Genomic DNA, 22,889 nt, shown 5'->3' with positions numbered 1-22,889 from the left:
TCCTTTTATTGTCTTTTGAAATCATGCGTTCAATCCTCTTATTCTGCATCATATGCTACAAAAAAAACGACTAAATCTAAAAAATTGACATTTTGTTGGCTTACACTGAGTGTTTTATATTCACGAATCATTTTAGAATCATTATCAACAAGTAAAAGTTCGCTTGATTTCACAGGAATATCAGAGTCTCCCAGATGTGCGCGATACTGTCCTGCAATGCAATAAACCCCCAGCGTAAAAAGCTTGTCTATCAAAACGAGTCTATTGTCAAATATCTCTGGAAATATGGATTCTATATCAACATCAATTTCTTTTGCGAGTTTGAAATGTTTCAAGATACCATAACTACCTTCTCTCAACATGAGATTGAAGTCACGTGTTACCCCAATACTCTTTGTATCCCAATCGCCTTTGAAACAATGGGCTTCATAAGGTTTTACTAAAATCTCATATAATAATTTTTGTTGATTTCTGTGTTTCAACAAAAGAGGTGCATCCAATGGCATAATCCAACGTTTGATGCCATAGAGAGGGGTGAACTCTGATTCTTCATTTTCAACCGTTGCGCTACTCACACGCCAAGAAAACTGTCTTTCAGCATAATTGGCATGCTCAGGATAAATAAAGATTTCTGTTGTTTCTCCGCCCGACCAGTTTGTCTTTTTTTGATGTGCCTTTTCGATCAAATGATATTTCATATTATCCCCCCAAAAATTACCCGCTACACGCATTATCCCTCTTTTTCTCTTAATTCTATTTTATCGTGAAAATCCAAATAAGGGAACCTCAATTTTAAAATTTACATGGATTTGAATACATGTTATATTAAAAAAGGAGGTACGTATGACATTCACAAAACATTTTCTCATCATATTTTTAACAATCTCACTCTTTGTGTTTACTTTTTTTGATACTCAGGGCGGGTATTTATTCTTCGCAAATGCATTTCCGGTTGCATTGATTTTAACCTGCGTCGTTTTCATTGAAGAACTTTTTAAACCCACCAAGAAAAAAAGTTACATAGATGACACCCAAAAACAAATTGATGCAACTGGTGTGAAAGGGCTTTCTATTACTTTTCTAACGTGTTTAACACTTTTAATCATCACTGTGGTTTTTTCTAAAACAAGTGCCATTGTACTTAAAAGTGTCCTATTTCCATTATTTTTTATTGTGGCTTATTTACTCTACAGAACTGTTCAAAAATACACATACCATCATATGACGACCAGTATACAAAGACGTATAACACCGATCAATTTGATTATAATTATCCTGTTTTCCACAACATTTGGCATGTTCTATTATAAAGCTGTCTATCTTCCCAAAAGTGCTGATCTTTTGGTCAAGAAAAATGAATACCAATTTCTCAATGAAACTGCACTCAAGTATTCCGAGATAGATTCAATGCTTGCCGTGACAAGGGGAAAAGCGGATACAGACGAACCTCTTGATACACTTGAGATTCTCTATTCCGCCTATATTGAAAAGATCGGTGGCGCTAAAGTGAGTCGAGATAATGTGCTTGAATTTGCTGTTTTCGACTGGGAAGATGCAATTTGTGAATCTGCTTATCGGAAACTGATTGCACCTGAATACACTGCTACACTAGAAAACCGCGTGCTCACTCTGAAATTTAACGCTTTTTTTTATGGGCTCTCTGGTAATATTTACAGAGATTTAAATCAATATGAGGGTCAATTTGATAAACTCGTATACGATCTGTCCAATTGCCGTGGGGGAGATCTTCAACAAGCGTTATATGCAACTGATCCTATTTTTCCAATCGATATCGTCGCAAGAATTGAAACCAATGAAAATCGCCGTTCAATAAACACACAAGTTTTTTCATCCACAGATTATATGATCGATGCTGATATAGAGGTTATTGTCAGTGAGGACACTTCAAATCTTGGAGGCTGGGCCGCAGCTAATGCAAATGCCCTAGGATATAATATCATTGGAGAAACCCGTGAAATCAATCCCAAAATCTACGAAATGCTCTATGTTAAAGAACTCAACCAATTCTATGTTTTTCCCATAGGCAAACTCACAGGTCTCAAAACTACAAATGCCTCTCTTTCACTCCATTAGACTTTCTAAAGCCGTTTTTATCACAGAGAATTCTAGGTTTTTCTCGAGACAATAGTCTTTAACCGTCATACTGCTCTGTGGTAAATCGGCTTTTATGATAGCCTCCACTTCTGTATATGAAGTTTATCTGTAAATGATGTGCCCGTTTAACAATCGATACCCGCTCTCGAAAGGACGCCTTGATGGTAGTAATGTTTAATCTCTTTCATTTCTGTAACCAGATCTGCAAGATCAATCAAATCTTCCGAACAATAGCGTCCTGTTAAAATCACTTCCGTTTCATATGGTTTTTCATTTAAAACAGCAATTAAATCTGCCTCACTAAACAGTTTATAGTACAGCGCAATGGAAATTTCATCGAAGATCACCAAAGCGTATTGTCCTGAAATCAACTTTTCTCGCATCAGCTTTAAGCCTTGCACAGCTCTATCGACATCTTCTTCTTTAGGCGTTTTTTCAATAAAGCAAGTTTCACCGAGCTGTACAATTTCAATTTGAGGCAAATACTCAGATATTTTTGTTTCAGTGTACTTCATGCCTTTAATAAACTGTCCGATAAAGACATTTTTCCCTAAAAGCGCTGTCCTTAACGCCACACCAAAAGCAGCCGTCGTCTTGCCTTTGCCATCACCTGTATAAATATGAATGTACCCTTTTTCCATCGTAATCCTCCAGATTGAGCTATTTATGAGAAACGAATGCTTTCAATTGTTCAACATCGACTTTGTTCTCGCTTCTATTGATGATATAAAAACCATGATTGACCTTATTTTCTTCCATGTAGTCAATGGGACGATCGTCTAGCTTCATGAAAATGCCACCTGCTTCTTTGACAATACACTCCACTGCACAAGTATCCCATTTCATAGAGCGTCCAAAGTTGTAATACACATCATACGCCCCAGTTGCGATTAAGCATCCTTTCAGTGAACTGCCCATCTTGGTGACGGTATGAATTTGGTCATCATAAGCCTCTAAAAGGCTCAAAGTCCTCTTTGATGGATGAGATCGACTGATTAAGAGTCTAAATGAAGCTGTTCGATCAGAAACATGAATGCGCTGAGTTACCTGATCCAACACTTGATACGCGCCGTAGCCACGAACTGCATAATAAAGTGTTTTGGTATTCGGCACATAAACAACCCCTAATAAAATTTCACCCTCTTGAACTAATCCAATATTCACTGCGAATTCACCATTCTTTTTGACGAATTCTTTCGTGCCATCCAAGGGGTCAATGATCCAAAAGCGCTTTTGTGTAAACCGCGAGTCGTCATCAACAGCTTCCTCAGTTAAAAAGCCATCAGAGGGAAAGTGCTTTCTAAGGATAGCCTCTATGACTACATTTGCAGCAATATCCGCTTCTGTCACTGGAGATTTATCAGATTTGTAACAAACTTCAAAATCTTTTGTATAAATTTCAAGTATCTTTTCTCCTGCAAGCATTGCCGCTTCAATCGCAGCTTCTAATTCTAATTTACATTTCATAAGCCCATCCTAAAATTTAAATACCAATTGCTTTGTTGTGATTCAAAAATACAATCACTTTTTCGACTACGGGTTTATTGAGTATGGATTCAAGAGCCATTTCATAAGCATCAAGTTGTATTCTATACCGATTTGCCACATTTTGCAACTCACTCTCCCTCACGAAATCCGTCTTATAGTCAATGAGCACAAGGCCCTTATCTGTTTCCAAATAGAGATCTATGATGCCTTGAATGAGTTGTTCGTTTACTTTTATAACGAATGGCGTTTCTTTATAATGGCGTTCATTTTTAATCCTTATACCCAATTCTGAGTTTAAAAATTGATCAATTTTTGAAATTTCAATGGCTTCAAATTCTTGGTCCGTTAAAAACCGAGATTCAACAAGTTGTTTCACAAAATCCAAAAGGCTTTTGTCCGTATAAGTTTGAGTGAAATCTATTTTTTCAAGTACTTTATGCATGGCAGTCCCTTTTTCAGCCGGTGTCAAAGGGATTTTCTCAATTAAAAACCGAGGTGTTTGTGTCAATGCAGGCGCCTTAAACGCAAAGTCTTTTTGCTTCAAATCAGAAACCGCTATTTTCTGAGGTTCATAGATCCGTTCTGGGACTGGTAAAGGGGCATTCAAATGCTTATATACTTCTGATAATCCGATTTCAGCCTGCACTTGATCCTTTGATTGCTGTTTTAAAATCGCCCACTTTTCAATCGACATCTGATTGGTCTGGGTGGCCTCTTGCTCAATGGCTATCAAAGTGGTCGGGTCGATAATTTCGCATTTTTGTGGCGCCACACTGAGAATCCAATCGATAAAACCACCTGCCGTGAGTAAATTATAATAAGAGCAGCCCCTCTGCCACTTTACAGACCGCTTTTCCGCATCGGCAACTGTCGCAAATAAATATAGACGATCCACAGGTCTGGTTAAGGCCACATAGAGCACACGCATCTCTTCTGAAAGCGTTTCAATTTTAAGTTGTTCTTTTAAGAGCCACTGAACCAGTGACGTGGATTTTGCTCTTATGGGAACATCCACATAGGATAATCCAATACCGATGTGTTTATGCATGATCAAATCGCCATGGGTGTCCATTAGATTGAATTTGCGCCCAAGGCCTGCAACCATAACCACAGGGAACTCAAGCCCTTTTGACTTATGAATACTCATCAACCTGACCACATCATCCGCTTCGCCTATACTGCTGGCAACGCCCATATCACCACTCGTCTTTGAAAGTTGCTCATAAAACTGCACAAACAAGGTTAAACTCACAATCTTAGAATTCTTAAATTGTGTGGCCCTTTCAATTAACAGTTTTAGATTCGCCTGTCTTGAAACACCACCGGGCATCACACTCACATAGTTTAAAAATTGTGTATCTTGTAAAATCTTTAAAATCACATCATCAATGGGATGATAAGTTGCAAATCTTCGAATTGCCTCGAGCTGATTTAAGAAAAATTCAACTTTTTGTTTCAGATCTCCATTTAAAATTTCAGCGTCTTCTGCCTGAACAAGGATACTTCCGAGCTGATCATAAAAGTAAGCGCCTGCAGTCCCTTGCTGGCGTATATGAATGAGTTCATCAATTGTAAACCGATACATAGGCGACCTTAAAACCGCCATGAGAGATATGTCTTGGTAAGGATTATCCAATATTTTCAAGTAGTCGATCATCAACCTGATTTCTAAAGTGTCAAAATAGCCAGAATTACTCTCTGCATAAAAGGGAACGCCCTCTTCTGCGAAAACGCTGTCAAAAGTCTCTTGCCAAGATCTAAAGCTTCTGATCAAAATGACAATATCTTTATAAGTACAAGGCTTCCAAGACTGTGTCTTTGGAAAGAAAATGGGTTTACCGATAATAGACTTTATTTGCCTCGCAATGGTTCTCGCTTCTATTTCATCTGTTTTCAGATGTCCCAATGACATGACATCCGCATCCGAATCCGAATCCGCATCCGCATCTAAATCGACCTCATTTGCCTCTATATCATCTGTTGCACGATCCCACTCAGAGCGCATTGCTTTTTTAGAAATCACTTTGATTTCAACTGCGGGGCCTCCTACGGCTTCAAATGCTGTGCCACCCACAAGATGCGCGGAGTCATCATAAGTGATTTCTCCAAGGCGCTCTGACATCATGTTTGAAAATAATGAATTTACAGCTTCTAAAATTTCAGTTCTCGTTCTAAAATTCTTTTTGAGGTCAATCCGAATCTGATGTGTCCCTATTAATTTAGGATTCAAATCGTGTACGGTTTCAACTTCAAACTGTCTTAAAATCTGGTCGTATTGATCGTAAGTTTTAAACTTCTCTAAAAAAAGGGCTGGTTCTGCTAATCTAAATTTGTATATGCTCTGCTTGACATCTCCCACCATGAAGAGATTATTTGGGCTTTTAATGCGCGTTAAAATCGTCTCTTGAATGCTGCTTGCATCTTGATATTCATCTACAAAGAGGTACTGAAACTGATTTTGATAAGTACCTGCAATAATATCATCCTCTAATATTTGAATAGCATAATGTTCTAAATCATTGAAATCTAAAACATTTTTTGAATTTTTAAGATCCATAAAGGTTTTATCAAAAGCTTCAACGAGCGCCTTCATCATGCCAAGTGCCATTCCCAATCTTTCGAATTCTTCAAAATAACGGTCCATTGATTTTTCTTTAAAAGGTGCCATCAATGATTCATAAATACTTTTTTTAAGAAGTTTGTCTCTAATCTGAGTTTTAACGGTATCTACGAGCACTTCATCCATAAGCTCTTTTTCATCTTTTTTGATGCTCTTAAGTCTTACAAATGAAAAATTGAGAACAGCGGTTTCAAGTTGCTTGACATGACCTGATGCAATTGCCTCATCAACGTTTTTAAATTGATTGTAATCTGAGAGGAGCGTTTCTTTATAAGGCAATGGCCCCCCTGGCAATTCGCAAATTTCGAGGCCCTCTTCTATGAGTTCAAACGCGCCTTCTACTTTGGTCCTCGCTTGTTCTAACAGCAGTTCATCCCATGTCTTGCGCAGCGGATGGTCTTCTTGTCTATAAGCTTTCACCTGATTTTCGAGCCATTGCATCGGATAAGGTTGACTCATGACAAATCTGTAAATCTGCTTAATCATTTCTCTTAACTTTTGATCTTCGCGGTTGCCGCTATAAGCTTCCACAAGATAGATGAAGCGCTCTTCCCCAGCTTCATAGGCCTTTTCAAAAGCTGAATCAATGGCTTCTTCTATAAGTATTGTTCGTTCCGTCTCGTTGAGCATTCTAAAACTTGGATCAATGTTGATTTTCTGGAAATGACTGCGGATGATGTCCATACAAAAAGCATGAAAAGTTTTGATACTCGCTCTGTTGAGCACTCTGAGTTGATCTATTAAAAATGCCTTAAGGTCTTGATCGTCCTCGGCTTCAATTGCCTTTGAAACAGCGATTTCTATGCGTTCGCGCATCTCGCCAGCAGCTGCATTGGTATACGTCACCACCAAAATATTCTGAATGGGTACGCGCTGCTGAACGACGATCTGTATGATGCGCTCCACGAGTACTGCTGTTTTTCCTGATCCAGCAGCAGCTGATACAAGCATATCTGCGTTTCTTAAATAGATTGCGGCTTCCTGCTCTCTGGTCCAACTAGGCATTTGATTTCTCCTTTACTTTTTGAATAATACTTTCTTGATCCAGTTTTGGCAACATGCGATATGAATTGCCCTCAAATTTAGGATCAAACTGACAAAAGGATTGATAATCACATGCATTACATGCAATTCTGCCTTCAGTTTGACAGGGGGATGGACTGATCTCCCCTTCAAGTAGCGTCATACCGATTTCCTTAATTTTCTCTTTAACATGATCAATCATATGATAAAAAGTTTCCAGTGGTAGCACCTTTGAATCTTTTGTAAATGCGCCATCCTTTTTATAACTCACTTTCATCACCACTGACTTGTTCTCTTCGATGAGCATCCGGTCCATTTTCTCTAAAATAAGGGGTTCTTCAAGTGCTATCCCATCCAGTCTCAACTGACTTTCAATCTGTGCTTCAATGAGTTCCGAGAGCGCTTCAGCTGACTGAATCATAGGATCGTCAATCTTGAAGTAAAAAATACCCCCTGGCTTTAAATCTGCTACTCTAAAATAGTCTGGGTTATCAAGACACGCTTTCAGATAAACCATTAATTGCATTTGAAGTCCATGATAGATATCCGATAAAGATAAAGTGGTCCCTCCCGATTTATAATCGATGATCTTTACATAACTCGATTGTTCTGTTTTAAGTAAGTCCACGCGATCGATAACCCCGCGAAGCATCAATTTTTCCCCATTTGCAAGTTCTATGATCATCGGTGGCGCACCATAGCCTTCGTCCGAAAAAGCCATCTCAAAAGCAATCGGTACAAAATCACCTTGCTTAAGTTGTTTGGTCAAAGTCCATATTGCGCGTTTAGAAACGCGTTTTAATTTTTGAACCAAATATTGATATTGAAATTTCGAACTGAATATATCATGATCGACCATGTCTTCCACAATTTTTTCAATCATTTGATCACAGGTCTTTTGATCTAAATCCTGCCAGACTAAGTTTTGATCATAAACCGTCCTGCCAAATTGCTCAAGTGCGCCGTGAAATAATATGCCCACATCGGGGAATGTAATTTCGTAGCGTTTCACCGTGATCGGCTTTATGCCATAGGATACAAAATGCTTAAAAGGGCACCACATAAACTGCTCCAAACGAGAGACGCTGGTCTTAATGGGTAATTCATAAAGCGTGTCGATCACTTTGCGGTTAATTTTTTCAACATGATTTTCAAAGGTTAACCCTTCAAGCAGTAAAGACGCCTTCTCTGGCGCATTCTGCGCATACCACTTAAAAGCTGTCTCCCAATCGGGATGAATCCTATGTCCATCTGCAGATTTTCTCATTTCGATGGCAAGGTGCTTAAAAGTGCCCTCAGCTGTGGCAATATGATGTGGTTTATGAGCCATGTCTACGCGTACCCTCTCATGGGTTGGCTCTAATTGAGGGAAGATTTTGACCAATTTCTGAATGAGATACGACGGCCTAAGCGAAGTGCCCGCGTTACTTGTGAGTGCATAACTTAAGTAAATAGATGCACTCGGTCTTGTAAGTGCATTATAGATATTATAGTTTTCTTTATCTGCAAACATTTTACCATCAAGCATCATATTAAAGCCTTTTTCTTTGAGTTGTTCTTTTTCATACTCTGCAATTAACTGTTGATCGCCTCCCGTTTCTGGTAATATACCGTCGTTTATGCCCATAATAAATAACGCCTTGATGGCGTGCGCTCTTGATCGGTCAAGGGAACCTATGAGCACTTGGTTCTCATAAAGCGGTAATAAACCGATCTCCGCATGTTCAAAACCGGTTTCAAGCAATTCTATGATTTCGTCAAGCGACAGCAATTCATCCCCTAAAAGTTCTGCTGTTTGATCTAAGGTTTCAATCACGACATTCCAAATCTGCGCAAAGAGTTGAGCCGAATCATAGTCTCCTTTCTCTGTAAAATCATGGACTTCTCGATCGATAATCGTGGCAATATCATTGAGCACCAGAAACGCATAGGTTTCCTCTAAAAGTGTTTTCACTACTCGTTTTTTAGAAGAGGAAATCTCCAATAAAGGCGTCAACTTTTCAAGTAATTTTGCTCTCAATCGATTGATATGCTCTAAATCATAAGCTCTACTTTTCTGATAGTTTTTAGTAAAGGCTTTTTTATAATGATTGCCTTGTATGCCAAATTCGATGATATAGTTCTCAAAAATACTGATTTCATCCACAGAAAATCCAAGCAAACCTGTTTTAAGCATGCTCATCACATATTCTCTTTTGAATCGACTTTGAACCGTTTTTAAACTGTTGACGATCAAGTGAACCAAAGGATGTGAAAGGATATTCATCTTGCGATCTAAAAAGAAAGGCACTTTATATTCCGTAAAAAGTTGTTTAATCACAAATTCGTAGCCTGTCAAATCATTGGTGACTACAGCTATATCTTGCCACTTGTACCCTTTGTATCTCACTAAATCAACGATATCAATTACCACGCGCTCCACTTCCGAAGCCACCGTGTTGGCCATGTGAAGTTTTATTGAATCGGTAGGTCTATTTAAACGCTCATAAGGATATACTAACAATTGTTCACTCAAATGTGCAATTTCCCAGTTGGAATGTGCTCTTTCTAGAAGATATTGTGCAATCTCTATCTGATTCTGATTTGCGAGTGTCATCAATTGTCTGTATAAAATCCCCGTATGCGTAAAAACAGGATTTTCGCCATAGGGTACAGTTATGGTTAAATGATCACACAATAACAAAAGTTGTTCTAAAATTTGGTACTCTATTTTAGAGAAGCTGTCAAATCCATCCACCCATATTTGGGACTGCTTGAGTTTTTGGGATTCAGACATACGCTCCAGTGCAAATGTGATCACATCCACAGAATCCATGTAGGTTTCTGTTTTAGCCTCTTCATAAGCATTTAATAAAAACGCCAAATCTTTTAATTTCATACTCAATAGCGAGGTTTCCTCTAAACGAGAGCACGCCGTTTGTATCAAACTTGCATCCACAAGGCTGTGCTTCATTTCATCTAAAAAATCATTAAATTGATTCAAAAATCCTTTTTTTTGACTTGCAGCACTATAGTATGTCAGTGATCTACCACTTTTCTGAAAGACACTTCGAAGTAGCATCGTTCTCCCCAGTGTTGTAATTTCCTTATGTGGAGGCATTTCCACTTCATTTAACAATTTATGGATAAGGCGCTTAAAGCTCAACACTTCAACGCCTAAAAAACCGCTCTTCTCAATATGCTTTAGGAGTCCTTTTTCTGCTTCCAATGTGAATTGCTCTGGTACTAATAATATAACCTGATCTGATAATCCAGAATTAATTGCTTTTTCAATTTCATTGTACACTGTATAGGTTTTACCACTCTTAGCTTTACCCATTAGAATTCTCAACATGATATCATCCTCCTAGTATCCATTATAATTTTATGAAATGAATAATACAACAACTCAGCGTGTCATATTCGAATTAATATGTTATAATAGCCTAAAAATAAGGGGATTCGCATGCAAAAGCGACTGTTTTCATCCATGGGATTAAAATGTATTGCCATAATCGCTATGGTAATCGATCATATAGGTGCTGTATTATTTGAAGATCTCTATGTACTGAGGATTATCGGTCGCTTAACACTCCCTATAATGGCTTATTTCATCGCCATTGGGTATGAAAAAACACATGACTTAAAACGTTATGTGGGGCGATTGCTTTTTTGGGGTATTCTTAGCATGATACCCTATGCCTATTACTTTGAAAGCGACTATCAAAATATTCTTTTCACACTTGCGACGGGCTTGATTTTACTTTGGACACTGGATCAAATTAAATCCAAGTATATTCAGCTTGTTTTAACCCTAATGGTTTGTTTAGCTGTCACCTTTTTTCAATTTGATAGTTTTTTCTTAGCCATTGGCATGATCTTGATTTTTAGATATTACAGAGCAGCACCCACTAAGCTCTATTTTAGCCTTGTACTGCTTTTAGGGTTTTATCAGGTCTTACTACTCTACTTGTATAACGACTGGTCACAACCCCATATATGGATTCAAAACGCTTCCCTATTAGCGGTTCCCTTGCTGTCCAAATACAATGGTACGCGAGGCACTCTAAAACTCAGTTTTTATGCTTTTTATCCACTTCACCTCATCATTCTTTTGGGGATTAAAACTTTTATTATTTAGCTTATCAGAGCTTTTCATCGACTCTGATTTCATATAGGAGGCAACATGAGACATCCATCAAATAGACTTGATACCGCACTCATTATTCTGATCGGCATCCTCATTTCAGTTTTGACTTATTTATATGTATTTGAAGCTTATGCATTTAACGATTCGTTTTATACTAAACATTTCAACGCATTAAAAGTCAACGAAATCGTAGGTATTTCCACTACAGATTTGGAAAAAGTGACATATGAACTCGTGACGTATATCAATACAGGTGCAGGTGATATCCATGTCACTGCAACCCTTGATGGCAAAGAAATTGAATATTTTAACGCAAAAGAACAAGCACATTTAAATGATATCAAAAATTTGATCCGAAAAGCTCGAAAAATTAGAAATATTCTGCTCGGTATTACAGGAACACTAGGCGTTTTAGCCCTCTACAGAATGCGCAAAACTTGGGTTCGGTTTTCCCAAATACTGCTTTCAACTTTTATATCCAGTTTTATAACGCTCATTATACTCGGCATTTTATATCAGTCTGATTTTGATATGGCTTTCAGAAAGTTTCACGAACTCTTATTCTACAATGATCTTTGGCTTTTAAATCCTGCAAAAGATCGGTTACTTCAGATGATGCCACTTGAATTTTTTATGATTTTCACCGTTTACTGCCTAGGAACACTTTTTCTGATCAATGCAGGTTTTCTTTTGATTTACCTTGTGATTCAATGGCGCTCTAAGCGAAAAAAACACATGTTCACATAATCTTTATAAAAAAGAGCTGATGCATCTTTCTATGTGGTTCAAGAAATGATGCCATCAGCTCTTTTAATCGTGATCTCTTTGAGCCACGCATTACAATAGTTCAAAAACAGTTTCTGTCTTTTCTTTTTCCTTTTTTCGGCGCTTGTCATCGTACATATTTTGATCCACTTGGTGGATGAGCTCATTGTATGTGATGTCTGAATCTGCGGTATAGTCGTATAACCCCAAGGAGATATGATAATAGATCATCGTCTCACTTTTTTCATCTTGAAACATAAAAACAAATGCTTCAAGTCTTTTCCGAACACTTTCAGCCTGCTCCATATTATCGAAAATAATGCAGAATTCATCGCCACCATATCGAAAAACTCTATTTTCCCGTCTTAAAAGACTCTTTATAATCGCCACAAAATCGATTAGTAACGCATCTCCGATCACATGACCATAGGCATCATTTACGAGTTTAAAATCATCCAAATCTATAAACAAAATAGAAAACGGCTTTTTCCGAATCAAATTCAATTCAACAACCTCATCAAAAAAGTTTCGATTAAAAGCATTTGTCATCTTATCCACGCTCAACCGTTGATTGAGCTCTTTTGCTGTGAGACTTGTAAGCGCTGATCCCTGAGTCTGCAATACGAAAATACTGATCACGATCAACCCAAATAGATTATACGCTTCATAAGTGAAAATAAGGGCCATTACAATAATAAAATAGCTGAAACTATAGGCTATAAAATTTCTTATAATGCCTCTTTTAAAATGATTGGTATTATTATGAAGGCTAATTACCAAATGCGTCAAAAGCGTATTGATCAAATTGTATGCAAAAACTAATATCATCAAATGGGTTATAAACTCAACTGTTGGTAAAATGGTTAATTGAGCAATATAATATTTGGAAAGTGCTATAAGCAATATAAATTGTGCTACATTAAAAAGCCATTTTTCATCAAGAATGTGGTTTGACCCGCCTTCTCTTTTGACACTAACAACCTTTCCAATCGTTTCAAAGATAAGAACCCCAAAATAGCACAGCAATAAGGGCTTATAAAATATAAGAAATAAAGTCAGTGGTGCTGTCAATGAATGTTTAATCGAACTTTGACTGAACCGATAATTTGTCTCTGAAATCACACAGACGAGCACGATCAATACAAAGCTCATATCAAAAGCGGACCAATCAACGGGTTGTTTCAAAGCGTCCACAAAAAAACCTATTGCAAAGATCACAATAGTAAACATAAAAGGTCGATAAAATTTGTTCATTGAATCACCACCTTTCGAAATTTTCTAGACACAGCCTTCTTTATTATATATTTTATTTCTTTATGTTTCCATATATAAAATAGTTTTTTCATGACTTTCGAACTATTTTTTATCAGAATGTTCACTTTTATTCAAACTATAGTCCTATTATACACGATTACGTGTCTTAGGGCGCAACACCACTTTGCAATTTCAAAAAAAAAGAGCTCCATACTCATAATTTTTGTGAAAATTATGAGTACAGTTCTCTTTTTAGGCGCATACAGATCTTAATCCACTATGCCCTCAACGATATCTCTAACCTTGAAACCTCTGTCTTCAAGTTTTTTTGCAATCACATGAATATCTTGCCCTACAATGCGCACAGAAATCTCTTGAATGCCCATGACTTCGGTATCAAACAAGGCAATATTAGTTATATTGCCACCATTTTTGGATATAATTTCTGAAATTTTAGCCAAAGTACCCTTGAAATCATCTGTAAATATGGATATTTTAGGATCTTTAAGACCATACACTTTAGTGATTACACCAAAAAGTGATTTTTGTGTTAAAATACCTATAAACTCATTGAGCTCATTTACCACAGGTAAAAATCTAACTTTATTTTTAAAGAAGATATCCGCCGCTTCTTCTACTAATAAATCCTGCTTAACACATTCTACTCTGTTGTGAATAAATTCTTTGACAGGTCTTTTTAAAAAGGCCTCAAAGTCCGATTGATTTTCCTTGAAATACGTTTCATAGATAAATTGTTTTGAAAGAAATCCTATAAAGTGACGTTCTTCAGCGACTGGCAAAGATAAAAAATCATTCTCTTCAATCAATTTGAGTGCTTTTCCAGCAGAATCCGTAGTCGATAATACCAGTAATTTGTTAACGGGTGTCATAATTGCTCTAATTCTCATCCTGTATCTCCTTTCAAAAACTATAATTTCAATATTAATTTATTTATGCCCAAATCTTTTACAACATAACAATTATATCATTTATTTAATGTCTATAGTATGAGAACTTTTGTTACATTTATGATGCTCAAATCGAACAATCTTCAGAATTGTTAGCACTCTATATTATCGAGTGCTAATTTTTACTTGACATTTTGCCTCTAAAAGCCTATCATATTTTTAGAAAGTCTCATTTGAGACAAAACGATTTAGAAAAGGAGTGATTTTATGTCAATGGAAAAAGGGAGTTTATCCATTCACAGTGAAAATATTTTCCCAATTATTAAAAAATGGCTTTACTCAGATCATGATATCTTCGTAAGAGAACTCATATCAAATGCCAGTGATGCCATTACAAAATTAAAGCAACTTTCAATGATGAACGAAACTAAACTTGAGGAAAACCCTACATTCAAAATTGATGTGATGCTTGATGAAGCTGCAAAGACAATCACCATTTCGGATAATGGACTTGGGATGACGGATGAGGAAATAAAAAAATACATCAATCAAATTGCTTTTTCTGGTGCCGAGGACTTTCTCAATCAATATAAGGATAAATCTGACAAAGAACAGATTATTGGTCATTTTGGTTTAGGTTTTTACTCCGCTTTCATGGTTGCAGAAAAAGTGGAAATCCATACCCTTTCTTATAAGAAGGATGCCAAACCAGTGCTTTGGCATTGTGAAGGGGGTACTGAATTCGAAATGCAAGAAGGTACCCGCCAAACTAGAGGTACGGAAATTATCTTGCGCGTGGGCGATGATGGCAAAGACTTTTTAAATGAATTCACTTTAAAAGAAACCATTCAAAAATATTGTTCTTTTATGCCATACGAAATTTACCTCACTGTGGTCGGCAAAGCGCTCAAAGAGGATGAAGAGGGTCATGTGATCATTGAAGAACCAAAGCCTCTGAACACCGTTTTACCGCTCTATGCTAAAGCGCCAAGCGATTGTACTGATGAAGAATACAAAGAGTTCTATCGAACAACTTTTAAAGATTTTAAAGAGCCTTTATTCTGGATTCATCTCAATATGGATTACCCATTCAATTTAAAAGGGATCTTGTATTTCCCTAAATTTAATACTGAATTTGACAGTCTTGAAGGTCAAATCAAACTATACAACTCACAAGTATTTGTTGCCGACAACATCAAAGAAGTTATTCCTGAATTTTTATTGCTCTTAAAAGGCGTGATTGATTGTCCAGACTTACCGCTTAACGTCTCAAGAAGTTTCCTTCAAAACGATGGCTTTGTCCGTAAGATTTCCAATTATATCACTAAGAAAGTTGGCGATAAGCTCAATGGCTTATTTAAAACAGAGCGTGAAATATTCGAAGGCTTCTGGGATGATATTAACCCATTCATAAAATTTGGTGGGCTTAAAGACGAAAAATTCTTTGAAAGTATTCAAAAGATTTACTTGTTCAAAAGCATATACGATAAATATGTCACACTGGACGAATATCTTGAAAATTCTGAAGAGAAAAAGATTTATTATGTAACCGACAGACTCTTGCAATCTCAGTACATTAACCTCTTTAAAGCACATGAGCTCAACGCAGTTGTTTTGGAACACAGTATTGATACGGCGTTCATCTCACACATGGAAGCTAAAAATGAAGGCGTTAGCTTTACAAGAGTTGATTCTGATTTAACGGAGCATATGAAAGAGTCTGATGATAGCATAGATCCAGAACACATCAAAACATTACAGGCAGACTTAACAGGTGCTTTCAAATCAGCAGTGGGTCTTGAAAAAGTCACACTCAAAATTGAAAACATGAAGGATGCTTCTATTGCAAGTATGATGACCCTTTCTGAAGAAGCAAGAAGAATGCAAGACATGATGAAAATGTATGGTATGGGTAGCATGGGCGGTCTTGATCCAAACATGTTTAAACCTGAAACAACGTTACTGCTCAACCATAAGCATCCACTTGTAAAATATCTAATGTCACACATTGGCGAATACAAAGAGACCATCGAAAAAGAGGTCCCAAATACAGATGCCAAAGCTTCTAAGGATTCAGATGCAGCAGAAGTTGTCGAACCCGCTACCAAAACCGTTACTGAAACACATTATCACGTAGATGAAATGGGCCAATTGATCATGGAACAGTTATACGATCTGGCATTAATTGCACATTCTCAACTCTCTCCAGATGCGATGACCAAATTCATCAAACGTAGCAACACGCTTTTATCAAGGTTACTATAACCCTTGGGGAGATGAACCCCCACTTTAAAAAGTGGGGGTTCATCTCCCTAATTCAATGGGAGTCTGGACTCCTACTGAATGCAATCCGATAGGATTGCAAGGGTTACGAAGGCAGCGCAGCGGACTGAGTATACGCTTTTGATCCGATAGGAGTCCAAACTCCCGCTAAATACAAAAAACTGGTCCAATTGGGCCAGTTTTTTGTATTATAGACAATAAGAAATGTTCTTATAGGCAAGATGAATTGAATCGCTCAATACCAGAAGTTTTTCACGGCGAAAGATTGTTTTATCTAAAACAATACGCTATAATGAGTTTTAACTTTAATAAAAGGAGCGTAAAATGATCTATTTAATTCAATTTGCAATATTGCTATTTTTCTGGTTTCTCGGTGAATGTTTAAGTATATTACTCGGGCCAATCATACTAATACCGGGTTCAATTCTCGGAATGATCCTACTTTTCCTAGGTTTAAGTTTAGGCATTCTAAAGGAAAAACACATTGAAGAAACCTGTGACTTCTTACTCAACAACATTGCCTTCTTTTTCATTCCTGCAAGTGTTGGGGTTATGGCTGTTTTTACTTCTGATCTCGTGGTGCTTATCCTAATCGGTATTGCTTCAACGGTTATTACCATGATCGTCACAATGTTTGTCACCCAAGCTTTGACGAAAGGAGATCGCTAAATGCTCACATCATCCCCCTCTTTTGGGATTCTCATCACTATATTTGCATTTCAGATCGGTTTAATCATCAAAAAAAAGACAAAATCCGATCTTGCCAATCCGCTTCTGATTGCCATGATCTTAATCATTATCTTTTTAACCCTTACAGGCATCTCTTACACGCAATACATGATTGGCGGCAACATGATCCATTACTTTTTAAGTCCGCTCACAGTGGCACTCGGTCACATGCTCTACCGTCAACGCGCGGTCATTGAGAAATACTTTTTAAGTTTAATCATTGGGATTTGTTCTGGCATTGTTACTTCGTTTTTAATACTCAAACTCTTGGGGACATTATTCCACTTACCTCAAGAATTACTATACTCTCTCTATCCTAAATCCATCACTACACCTATGGCGATAAGCCTCAGCGAAATCATTGGGGGGTCTCCTGCCATTACAGTGGTCATGGTTGTTGTAACAGGTATAACAGGCGCTTTTGCAGCACCCTATGTCGTTAAGCTCTTTCCTTTTTTAAATCCAATTGCACGGGGTATAGGCATCGGGACATCTTCACATGCAGTCGGCACTTCTAAAGCACTTGAAATGGGAGAGACCGAAGGTGCACTCAGCGGTACAGCAATCGGTCTCTGTGGCATTCTAACGGTTTTAATAGTGCCCTTTTTAATCAAATTGTTCGAGTAATTTTTGAACGTCATCTGGCGTTCTTTTTTTATAGACAAGTGGCTCATCTATGTGCGCTATCCGTTCGATAAATGTCGCTTTCTCGTTTTTATAGAGTATGCCCATTGGAATACCTTCGTCACCGAATTCAAGCGCTTTTTCAAAAGCTTTTACTCTGTCTGTCGCATCAAAAGAGGGATCTAGTTTATAAACGCGTTCTTTATACCACTTAAACGTATTGACTTCATTAAATGAAATACAAGGTTGAAGCACATCGATTAAGGCATAGCCTTTATGCGCCATCGCTGCCTTGATCATACTTTTAAGATGCTCAGGGTCTCCTGAAAAACTTCTAGCAACAAAACTACAATCCATACTGATGGCTAGAGCAACTGGATTAAGCGGATCAGGTCTCATGCCATCTACTTGTAATCTCGTTTTTTGACCAAAAGCAGTCGTCGGGGATCCTTGTCCTTTGGTAAGACCATAGATTTGGTTGTCATGAACGATATGCACGATATCCATATTCCGTCTAATGCCGTGAATAAAGTGATTGCCCCCTTCACCGTAGGTATCGCCATCACCAGAGGTCAAGATAATCCTAAGATTATGATTTGCCGCATGAGCACCCATTACGACCGGAAGCGCCCTTCCATGAAGTGAGTTTAAACCATGTGCGTGGATATAATGTGGTAATTTTGCTGCCTGTCCAATACCAGATACCATAAGCACTTCTTGAGGCGTGAGCCCCAGATCATTTAAAGTTTCATTGATGCTCTCTAAAATACTAAAATTGCCACACCCTGGACACCACGATGTGGGATGATTCATTACAAAAGGGTTGTTAATTGTCTCGATTTTCGTCATAAAATTCACCTCATTTTCGATATGCTTCAATGATGTAGCTCGCATTGAACGGTCTACCATCGTATTTATTAATGGATTTTGTAAAAGTAACACCCGTTTCCATACGGAGTATCTTGCCGAACTGATTAAAAGCATTTCCCTCCACATTGATCACATTTACATTTTCTTTCAAGTAGACCTTTAAGACATCTTCTTTTATTGGGAAGACATCTGAAAATGCCAACATTGCAACGGACTCGCCTTGATCATTGAGCGCATTCACGGCATCTTTAAGGGCACCAAACGTCGATCCCCAACAGATCAAAAGCGTTTTATAGGATTCACTTCCATAAAAGATTGGCGCATTGAGTTCATTTTTGATTCCTTCAATACGTCTGATAAACTTATGTTTGAGTTTAATCGTCATTTGTTCATCTTCTGTTTCATTGCCGTATTCATCATGAACATGCGAATCCGTCATCACTAATGTTTGATCGTCTAGCCCAGGGTATTTTCTGCCTCCAAAAGTTTGATCAAAATCATAACGTTTATAATGCGTTTGTACCTCTTCCATCAAATAACGCTCTATTTTAAGGCCACTCGTTTTGAATTTCGAAATGGTTTGAGTTGAATCCGCTAGCAATTGATCTGTGAGTATAATAACAGGCACTTGATATTTTTCAGCCAAGTTGAAAGCTCTAAATGTGGTATAAAAAGCATCTTCCACCGTTAAAGGTGCCAGTACAATTCGAGCAAACTCGCCTTGAGATGCTGTCACTACAAAAGATAGATCAGCTTGCTCTGTACGCGTTGGGAGCCCTGTTGCTGGCCCTGGCCTTTGAACATTACATACAACCAATGGGACTTCACTCACCGCCGCAAAGCCAAGTGCCTCCACCATTAAGGCAAAGCCACCGCCCGAAGTGCCTGTCATGGCTCTAACGCCATTTGAGGCCGCACCTATTGCTGCCATTATCGCTGCAATTTCATCTTCAGCTTGTTCGACAATAAGCCCCATCTCACGTTCATGTGCTGCTAAATAAGTGATTATGCCTGTGGAAGGCGCCATTGGATAGGCACTGTAAAAGCCTAGCCCTGATGCCATCGCCCCAAGTGCAACCGCTTGATTGCCATTTACTAAAATTGTCTCTTTTTGATGTGTTATCTCTGTTTTAATTTGAGATTCTAAAAGGCTAAATCCATAAGTGCCTGCCGCTAGATTGGTTTGATTAACCTCTTCTGACCATTTTTTAAGCGTCATGCCTTTTAAGGCCTCTTGTTCAAGACCCAGCTTCTTTAAAACCACACCTATGGCACACATGCTAAATGCATTTTTGGAACTTGAAACTGCTTTTAAAGGTTCTTGTTCTATCCACAAAATACTTTTATGAGCCTCTACGGCATCCGTTTTCAATTGATCGCTGGCTAAAATAAAGCCTTCTTTTTTAAGCATCATCGGACTCTTATCAAGCGCTTCTTGGTTTAACGCAATGATAATATCCGCTCGATCTTCACATGAATTAACCATTTCAGTGCCTAAAGTAATTGTGGCATAATTAAAACCGCCTCTAACTCTAGACATGTAGTTTTTATAAGAGAGTACGAAAAAACCCTCTCTCTTTAGCATCCTTTCAAGAAAGAGTTCTGAGGTATTGATGCCCTCACCTGCAGCTCCCGCTATCATTATTGTTTTTTTCATAATAACCACCTTTATATAAATACATTTACATCTACTGACTATATACCTTAAAAAAAGGGATTCATTCAATCGTTACAAAAACTTATCAATTAAATGATCCCCTTCTATTCACTTATTCGTCAACCTATATCTTTCACCATATGCTTATAAGAATGCCCTAAAACAACCATCCGTTTATCCGATTTAAAAGCCCATTTTTCATATAAGCGTTCTGCATTTTGATTGTCAGGATCTACTAATAAGGACAATTTTTTATAGCCCGCACTTGCCGCAATCAGTTCGATCTCATTGATCAAATGTCGTGCAAAGCCAAGACCTCTACAGGCTTCATAGACTGCTAGACTATCAATGTAGTATTCATCCTCAAACCCTTCTCTTGAAGCCAATAGCGCCTCTAATTGAGCCTTGCGGTCTTTAGCCATAGGATTGTAAAAAAATTCAAAGCCTTTGTTGAGCTCTGGTAAAATAGCCGCAGGATAAGCGGTGATTTGACCAGCAACATTATTTTGATAGTGGAGCACATGAATATTTTGGAAACTAAATCTTGTTCGTTTTTTTAAATACAAGGCATTTAAAGTCTCATTGACCTGTGTTTCGTTTTCATAGCCCGTGTACACACTTGCCATGTCTTCAATTGCTAACTTAATCAGATTTACCACCTCTTGGCAATCTGCTTTTTCTGCTTTTCTAATGATCATACTTCACCTCTAGAAGGCTATTACCCAGCTACAATATAGCCCTCTCCAAAAAAATTAGGATTAAAATAAATTAATCCTATTTCATCATATCAAAATGTGTCCTGCTCATACAATCCCCTCTAAAACACCATCATCCGATTGATCACCGGTACTTCATAAGGATGTATTGCTCTAATGATATCGTACGCAATTTCTGCTTGACTCTCTATTGTTCTAAACTCAAGTTTTATTTCGTTCAAGGTTTTCATTTTTCCGATTTCACCTTCATATGGATTTGCACCTTGCAGTGCTCTCCAATGTCCCTCAACAGGATAAGAGCAATAAGCGCTATCGTAATGACCTTCCCTAAGTAACTGCTTCTCATTTAACGCGTCAATTAACAGTGAAACATGTGTTTCGGGAATGTAGACCTCGAATTTACAATATTGTAGTTTCATTTTTTTACTTCTCTCCTAAACATTCAATAATCGTATCATACACTGCTACTAAATGTGCTTCAAGTGCCACTATTTTTGCGTCAGGAAGTGTGCTTAATTTTTCTTCAAGCAATGATTCCACGTACTTTTTGTGTTTTTCAACAAATGTTTTCCCTGAAGTGGTCAAAGAAATGTGTACAACTCTTCTGTCTTTTTTGTAAGGTTGACGTTTTAAATAGCCAAACTTGATGAGTTTGTCTACTAATGGTGTCAAATTGGAATTAATGACATTGATTTGTCTTGAAATTTGTGACATCGTCAATTGCTTGTGATTCGCAAGAACCAGTAAAATTTGTATATGCGATGGGAAGAGCTCCTCAGATTTAAAAACCTCATCATCTCTGAAAAATCGCTTATTCATCGTTGGCATGAGCTTTAACATATACTCGGTTAGTAATTCATAATTTTGTGTTTTCACCCAATTCACATCCTTTTAGTTTATGTTTTCTTTTATATATACCAAAATATATTTTATTTAATCATCAAGATAGTCCATATTTTGAATTCCTTTTGAATCTCTATAATATTTCTTTAACTTTACAAAATTTACTTTCCATGACCATAGCACAAATGGAACCACGGCAATTGTAAGCAATATTTGACCACTCATTAACAGAAAATCAAAGACACCATGTAAGAAAACGGGTCGCCATAACGTCATTTTCAAATATTTTTTCCTTCTAACCTCCTCTGTTGTAAATTTAGCGAAAGAGAGATAATAGCCCATCGTCACTGCAAACAACATATGCATGGGAACACTAATGAAACCTCTTAAAATCCCAACTGAAATTGGATTTTCATTCCCAAATATGTAAAAAACATTTTCAACAGTCGCCATTCCAAGAGATACAAATACACAGTAAATAATACCATCTAGGCGTTCATTAAAGTGTTCATGTTTATAGGCAATCTTCATAACAACCCATCTCTTAAAAAATTCTTCGGTAAAGCCAGCTACAATAAATGCAGTATAGGCAACACCTAATATACCCGGTAAAACATTAAGACTTTGTAACCCTAACTCAATAAGCAAAATTGGAACAACACTTATCATCCCTCCTAAAAACAATTTTCCAAGTAATGCCAAAGGTTCTCGATCATATCGATCAATAAAATAGAAAAAAAGTAACAATGCTATGGATGGGCCAATCGCAATTAATAAAATATTGTGCATCTCTCTCTCCTATGATAATACCATATTTTTACATCATGGTCAATAACTGTTTTACATCTATAATATTCATCTTAAA

19 protein-coding genes are annotated in these 22,889 nt (G+C 37.4%); 6 read left to right on the top strand and 13 right to left on the bottom strand.

The features are described 5' to 3' along the window. Positions 1-38 precede the first annotated feature (38 nt). On the bottom strand, positions 39-698 hold the full coding sequence (locus tag F3D3_RS12695; RefSeq protein WP_175438369.1) for a HutD family protein: 660 nt from the start codon (positions 696-698) through the stop codon (positions 39-41). A gap of 145 nt (positions 699-843) precedes the next feature. Between F3D3_RS12695 and F3D3_RS12690 the strand changes: the two genes are divergently transcribed. Continuing rightward, entirely contained in the window at positions 844-2,094 is a 1,251-nt protein-coding gene (locus F3D3_RS12690; protein ID WP_069874447.1) for a hypothetical protein, read from the top strand. 146 nt (positions 2,095-2,240) lie between these two features. Here the strand turns inward: F3D3_RS12690 and F3D3_RS12685 are convergent, their stop codons facing one another. Genes F3D3_RS12685 through addB form a run of 4 tightly spaced genes read right to left on the bottom strand, consistent with a single transcriptional unit; the run spans position 2,241 to position 10,580 of the window. Next, complete coding sequence (locus F3D3_RS12685; RefSeq protein ID WP_207645378.1) at positions 2,241-2,762, bottom strand: cob(I)yrinic acid a,c-diamide adenosyltransferase; 522 nt, start codon at positions 2,760-2,762, stop codon at positions 2,241-2,243. A 13-nt stretch (positions 2,763-2,775) separates the two neighbouring features. After that, positions 2,776-3,582 (bottom strand): 3'(2'),5'-bisphosphate nucleotidase CysQ, encoded by an 807-nt coding sequence (gene cysQ / locus F3D3_RS12680; RefSeq protein WP_069874444.1) that lies wholly within the window; start codon positions 3,580-3,582, stop codon positions 2,776-2,778. Positions 3,583-3,598: 16 nt separating this feature from the next. Beyond that, positions 3,599-7,228 (bottom strand): helicase-exonuclease AddAB subunit AddA, encoded by a 3,630-nt coding sequence (gene addA, locus F3D3_RS12675; protein ID WP_069874443.1) that lies wholly within the window; start codon positions 7,226-7,228, stop codon positions 3,599-3,601. Then, positions 7,221-10,580, bottom strand: a complete 3,360-nt coding sequence (gene addB, locus F3D3_RS12670) for a helicase-exonuclease AddAB subunit AddB (RefSeq protein ID WP_069874442.1) — start codon at positions 10,578-10,580, stop codon at positions 7,221-7,223. Before addB ends, addA begins: the two co-directional genes overlap by 8 nt. Before the next feature lie 111 nt (positions 10,581-10,691). On the opposite strand from addB, the gene F3D3_RS12665 reads away from it, so the two are divergent. Beyond that, a complete protein-coding gene (locus F3D3_RS12665) occupies positions 10,692-11,366 on the top strand; it encodes a TraX family protein (RefSeq protein ID WP_069874440.1) in 675 nt (224 codons plus the stop codon). A 45-nt stretch (positions 11,367-11,411) separates the two neighbouring features. After that, a complete protein-coding gene (locus F3D3_RS12660; protein WP_069874438.1) occupies positions 11,412-12,122 on the top strand; it encodes a TIGR01906 family membrane protein in 711 nt (236 codons plus the stop codon). A 90-nt stretch (positions 12,123-12,212) separates the two neighbouring features. On the opposite strand, the gene F3D3_RS12655 is transcribed toward F3D3_RS12660, so the two are convergent. Beyond that, positions 12,213-13,394, bottom strand: a complete 1,182-nt coding sequence (locus F3D3_RS12655; protein WP_069874436.1) for a GGDEF domain-containing protein — start codon at positions 13,392-13,394, stop codon at positions 12,213-12,215. A gap of 269 nt (positions 13,395-13,663) precedes the next feature. After that, a complete protein-coding gene (locus tag F3D3_RS12650) occupies positions 13,664-14,302 on the bottom strand; it encodes a CBS domain-containing protein (protein ID WP_069874435.1) in 639 nt (212 codons plus the stop codon). Positions 14,303-14,569: 267 nt separating this feature from the next. Here F3D3_RS12650 and htpG point away from each other — a divergent pair, with 267 nt between their 5' ends. The 3 genes from htpG to F3D3_RS12635 all read left to right on the top strand — a co-directional run bounded on the left by htpG (position 14,570) and on the right by F3D3_RS12635 (position 17,941). Continuing rightward, the gene (gene htpG, locus F3D3_RS12645) at positions 14,570-16,567 is read left to right on the top strand and encodes a molecular chaperone HtpG (protein WP_069874433.1); all 1,998 of its coding nucleotides are present in this window, start codon (positions 14,570-14,572) and stop codon (positions 16,565-16,567) included. A 342-nt stretch (positions 16,568-16,909) separates the two neighbouring features. After that, positions 16,910-17,254 carry a CidA/LrgA family protein gene (locus F3D3_RS12640; protein WP_069874431.1) on the top strand — a complete coding sequence of 115 codons (345 nt, stop codon included), beginning with the start codon at positions 16,910-16,912 and terminating at the stop codon, positions 17,252-17,254. Then, positions 17,255-17,941: an LrgB family protein gene (locus F3D3_RS12635; protein ID WP_069874430.1), complete on the top strand. Its 687-nt coding sequence runs from the start codon at positions 17,255-17,257 to the stop codon at positions 17,939-17,941. Here the strand turns inward: F3D3_RS12635 and F3D3_RS12630 are convergent. The 6 genes from F3D3_RS12630 to F3D3_RS12605 all read right to left on the bottom strand — a co-directional run bounded on the left by F3D3_RS12630 (position 17,921) and on the right by F3D3_RS12605 (position 22,813). Beyond that, entirely contained in the window at positions 17,921-18,787 is an 867-nt protein-coding gene (locus F3D3_RS12630) for a 2-oxoacid:ferredoxin oxidoreductase subunit beta (protein ID WP_084389006.1), read from the bottom strand. The genes F3D3_RS12635 and F3D3_RS12630 overlap by 21 nt on opposite strands. Positions 18,788-18,797: 10 nt before the next feature. Then, positions 18,798-20,465, bottom strand: a complete 1,668-nt coding sequence (locus tag F3D3_RS12625; RefSeq protein WP_069874428.1) for a 2-oxoacid:acceptor oxidoreductase subunit alpha — start codon at positions 20,463-20,465, stop codon at positions 18,798-18,800. A 119-nt stretch (positions 20,466-20,584) separates the two neighbouring features. Further along, a complete protein-coding gene (locus tag F3D3_RS12620; protein WP_069874426.1) occupies positions 20,585-21,163 on the bottom strand; it encodes a GNAT family N-acetyltransferase in 579 nt (192 codons plus the stop codon). A gap of 119 nt (positions 21,164-21,282) precedes the next feature. Further along, a complete protein-coding gene (locus tag F3D3_RS12615) occupies positions 21,283-21,600 on the bottom strand; it encodes a hypothetical protein (RefSeq protein ID WP_069874424.1) in 318 nt (105 codons plus the stop codon). A 4-nt stretch (positions 21,601-21,604) separates the two neighbouring features. Further along, the gene (locus tag F3D3_RS12610) at positions 21,605-22,057 is read right to left on the bottom strand and encodes a MarR family winged helix-turn-helix transcriptional regulator (protein ID WP_069874423.1); all 453 of its coding nucleotides are present in this window, start codon (positions 22,055-22,057) and stop codon (positions 21,605-21,607) included. Positions 22,058-22,114: 57 nt separating this feature from the next. Beyond that, the gene (locus F3D3_RS12605) at positions 22,115-22,813 is read right to left on the bottom strand and encodes a PrsW family glutamic-type intramembrane protease (RefSeq protein ID WP_069874421.1); all 699 of its coding nucleotides are present in this window, start codon (positions 22,811-22,813) and stop codon (positions 22,115-22,117) included. Positions 22,814-22,889 lie beyond the last annotated feature (76 nt).

Source organism: Fusibacter sp. 3D3 (assembly GCF_001748365.1).
In the GTDB taxonomy this organism is placed as follows: Bacteria; Bacillota; Clostridia; order Peptostreptococcales; family Acidaminobacteraceae; genus Fusibacter_A.
Note: the sequence above shows the minus strand (reverse complement) of the source record. Positions and strands in the feature narration are given on the sequence as shown.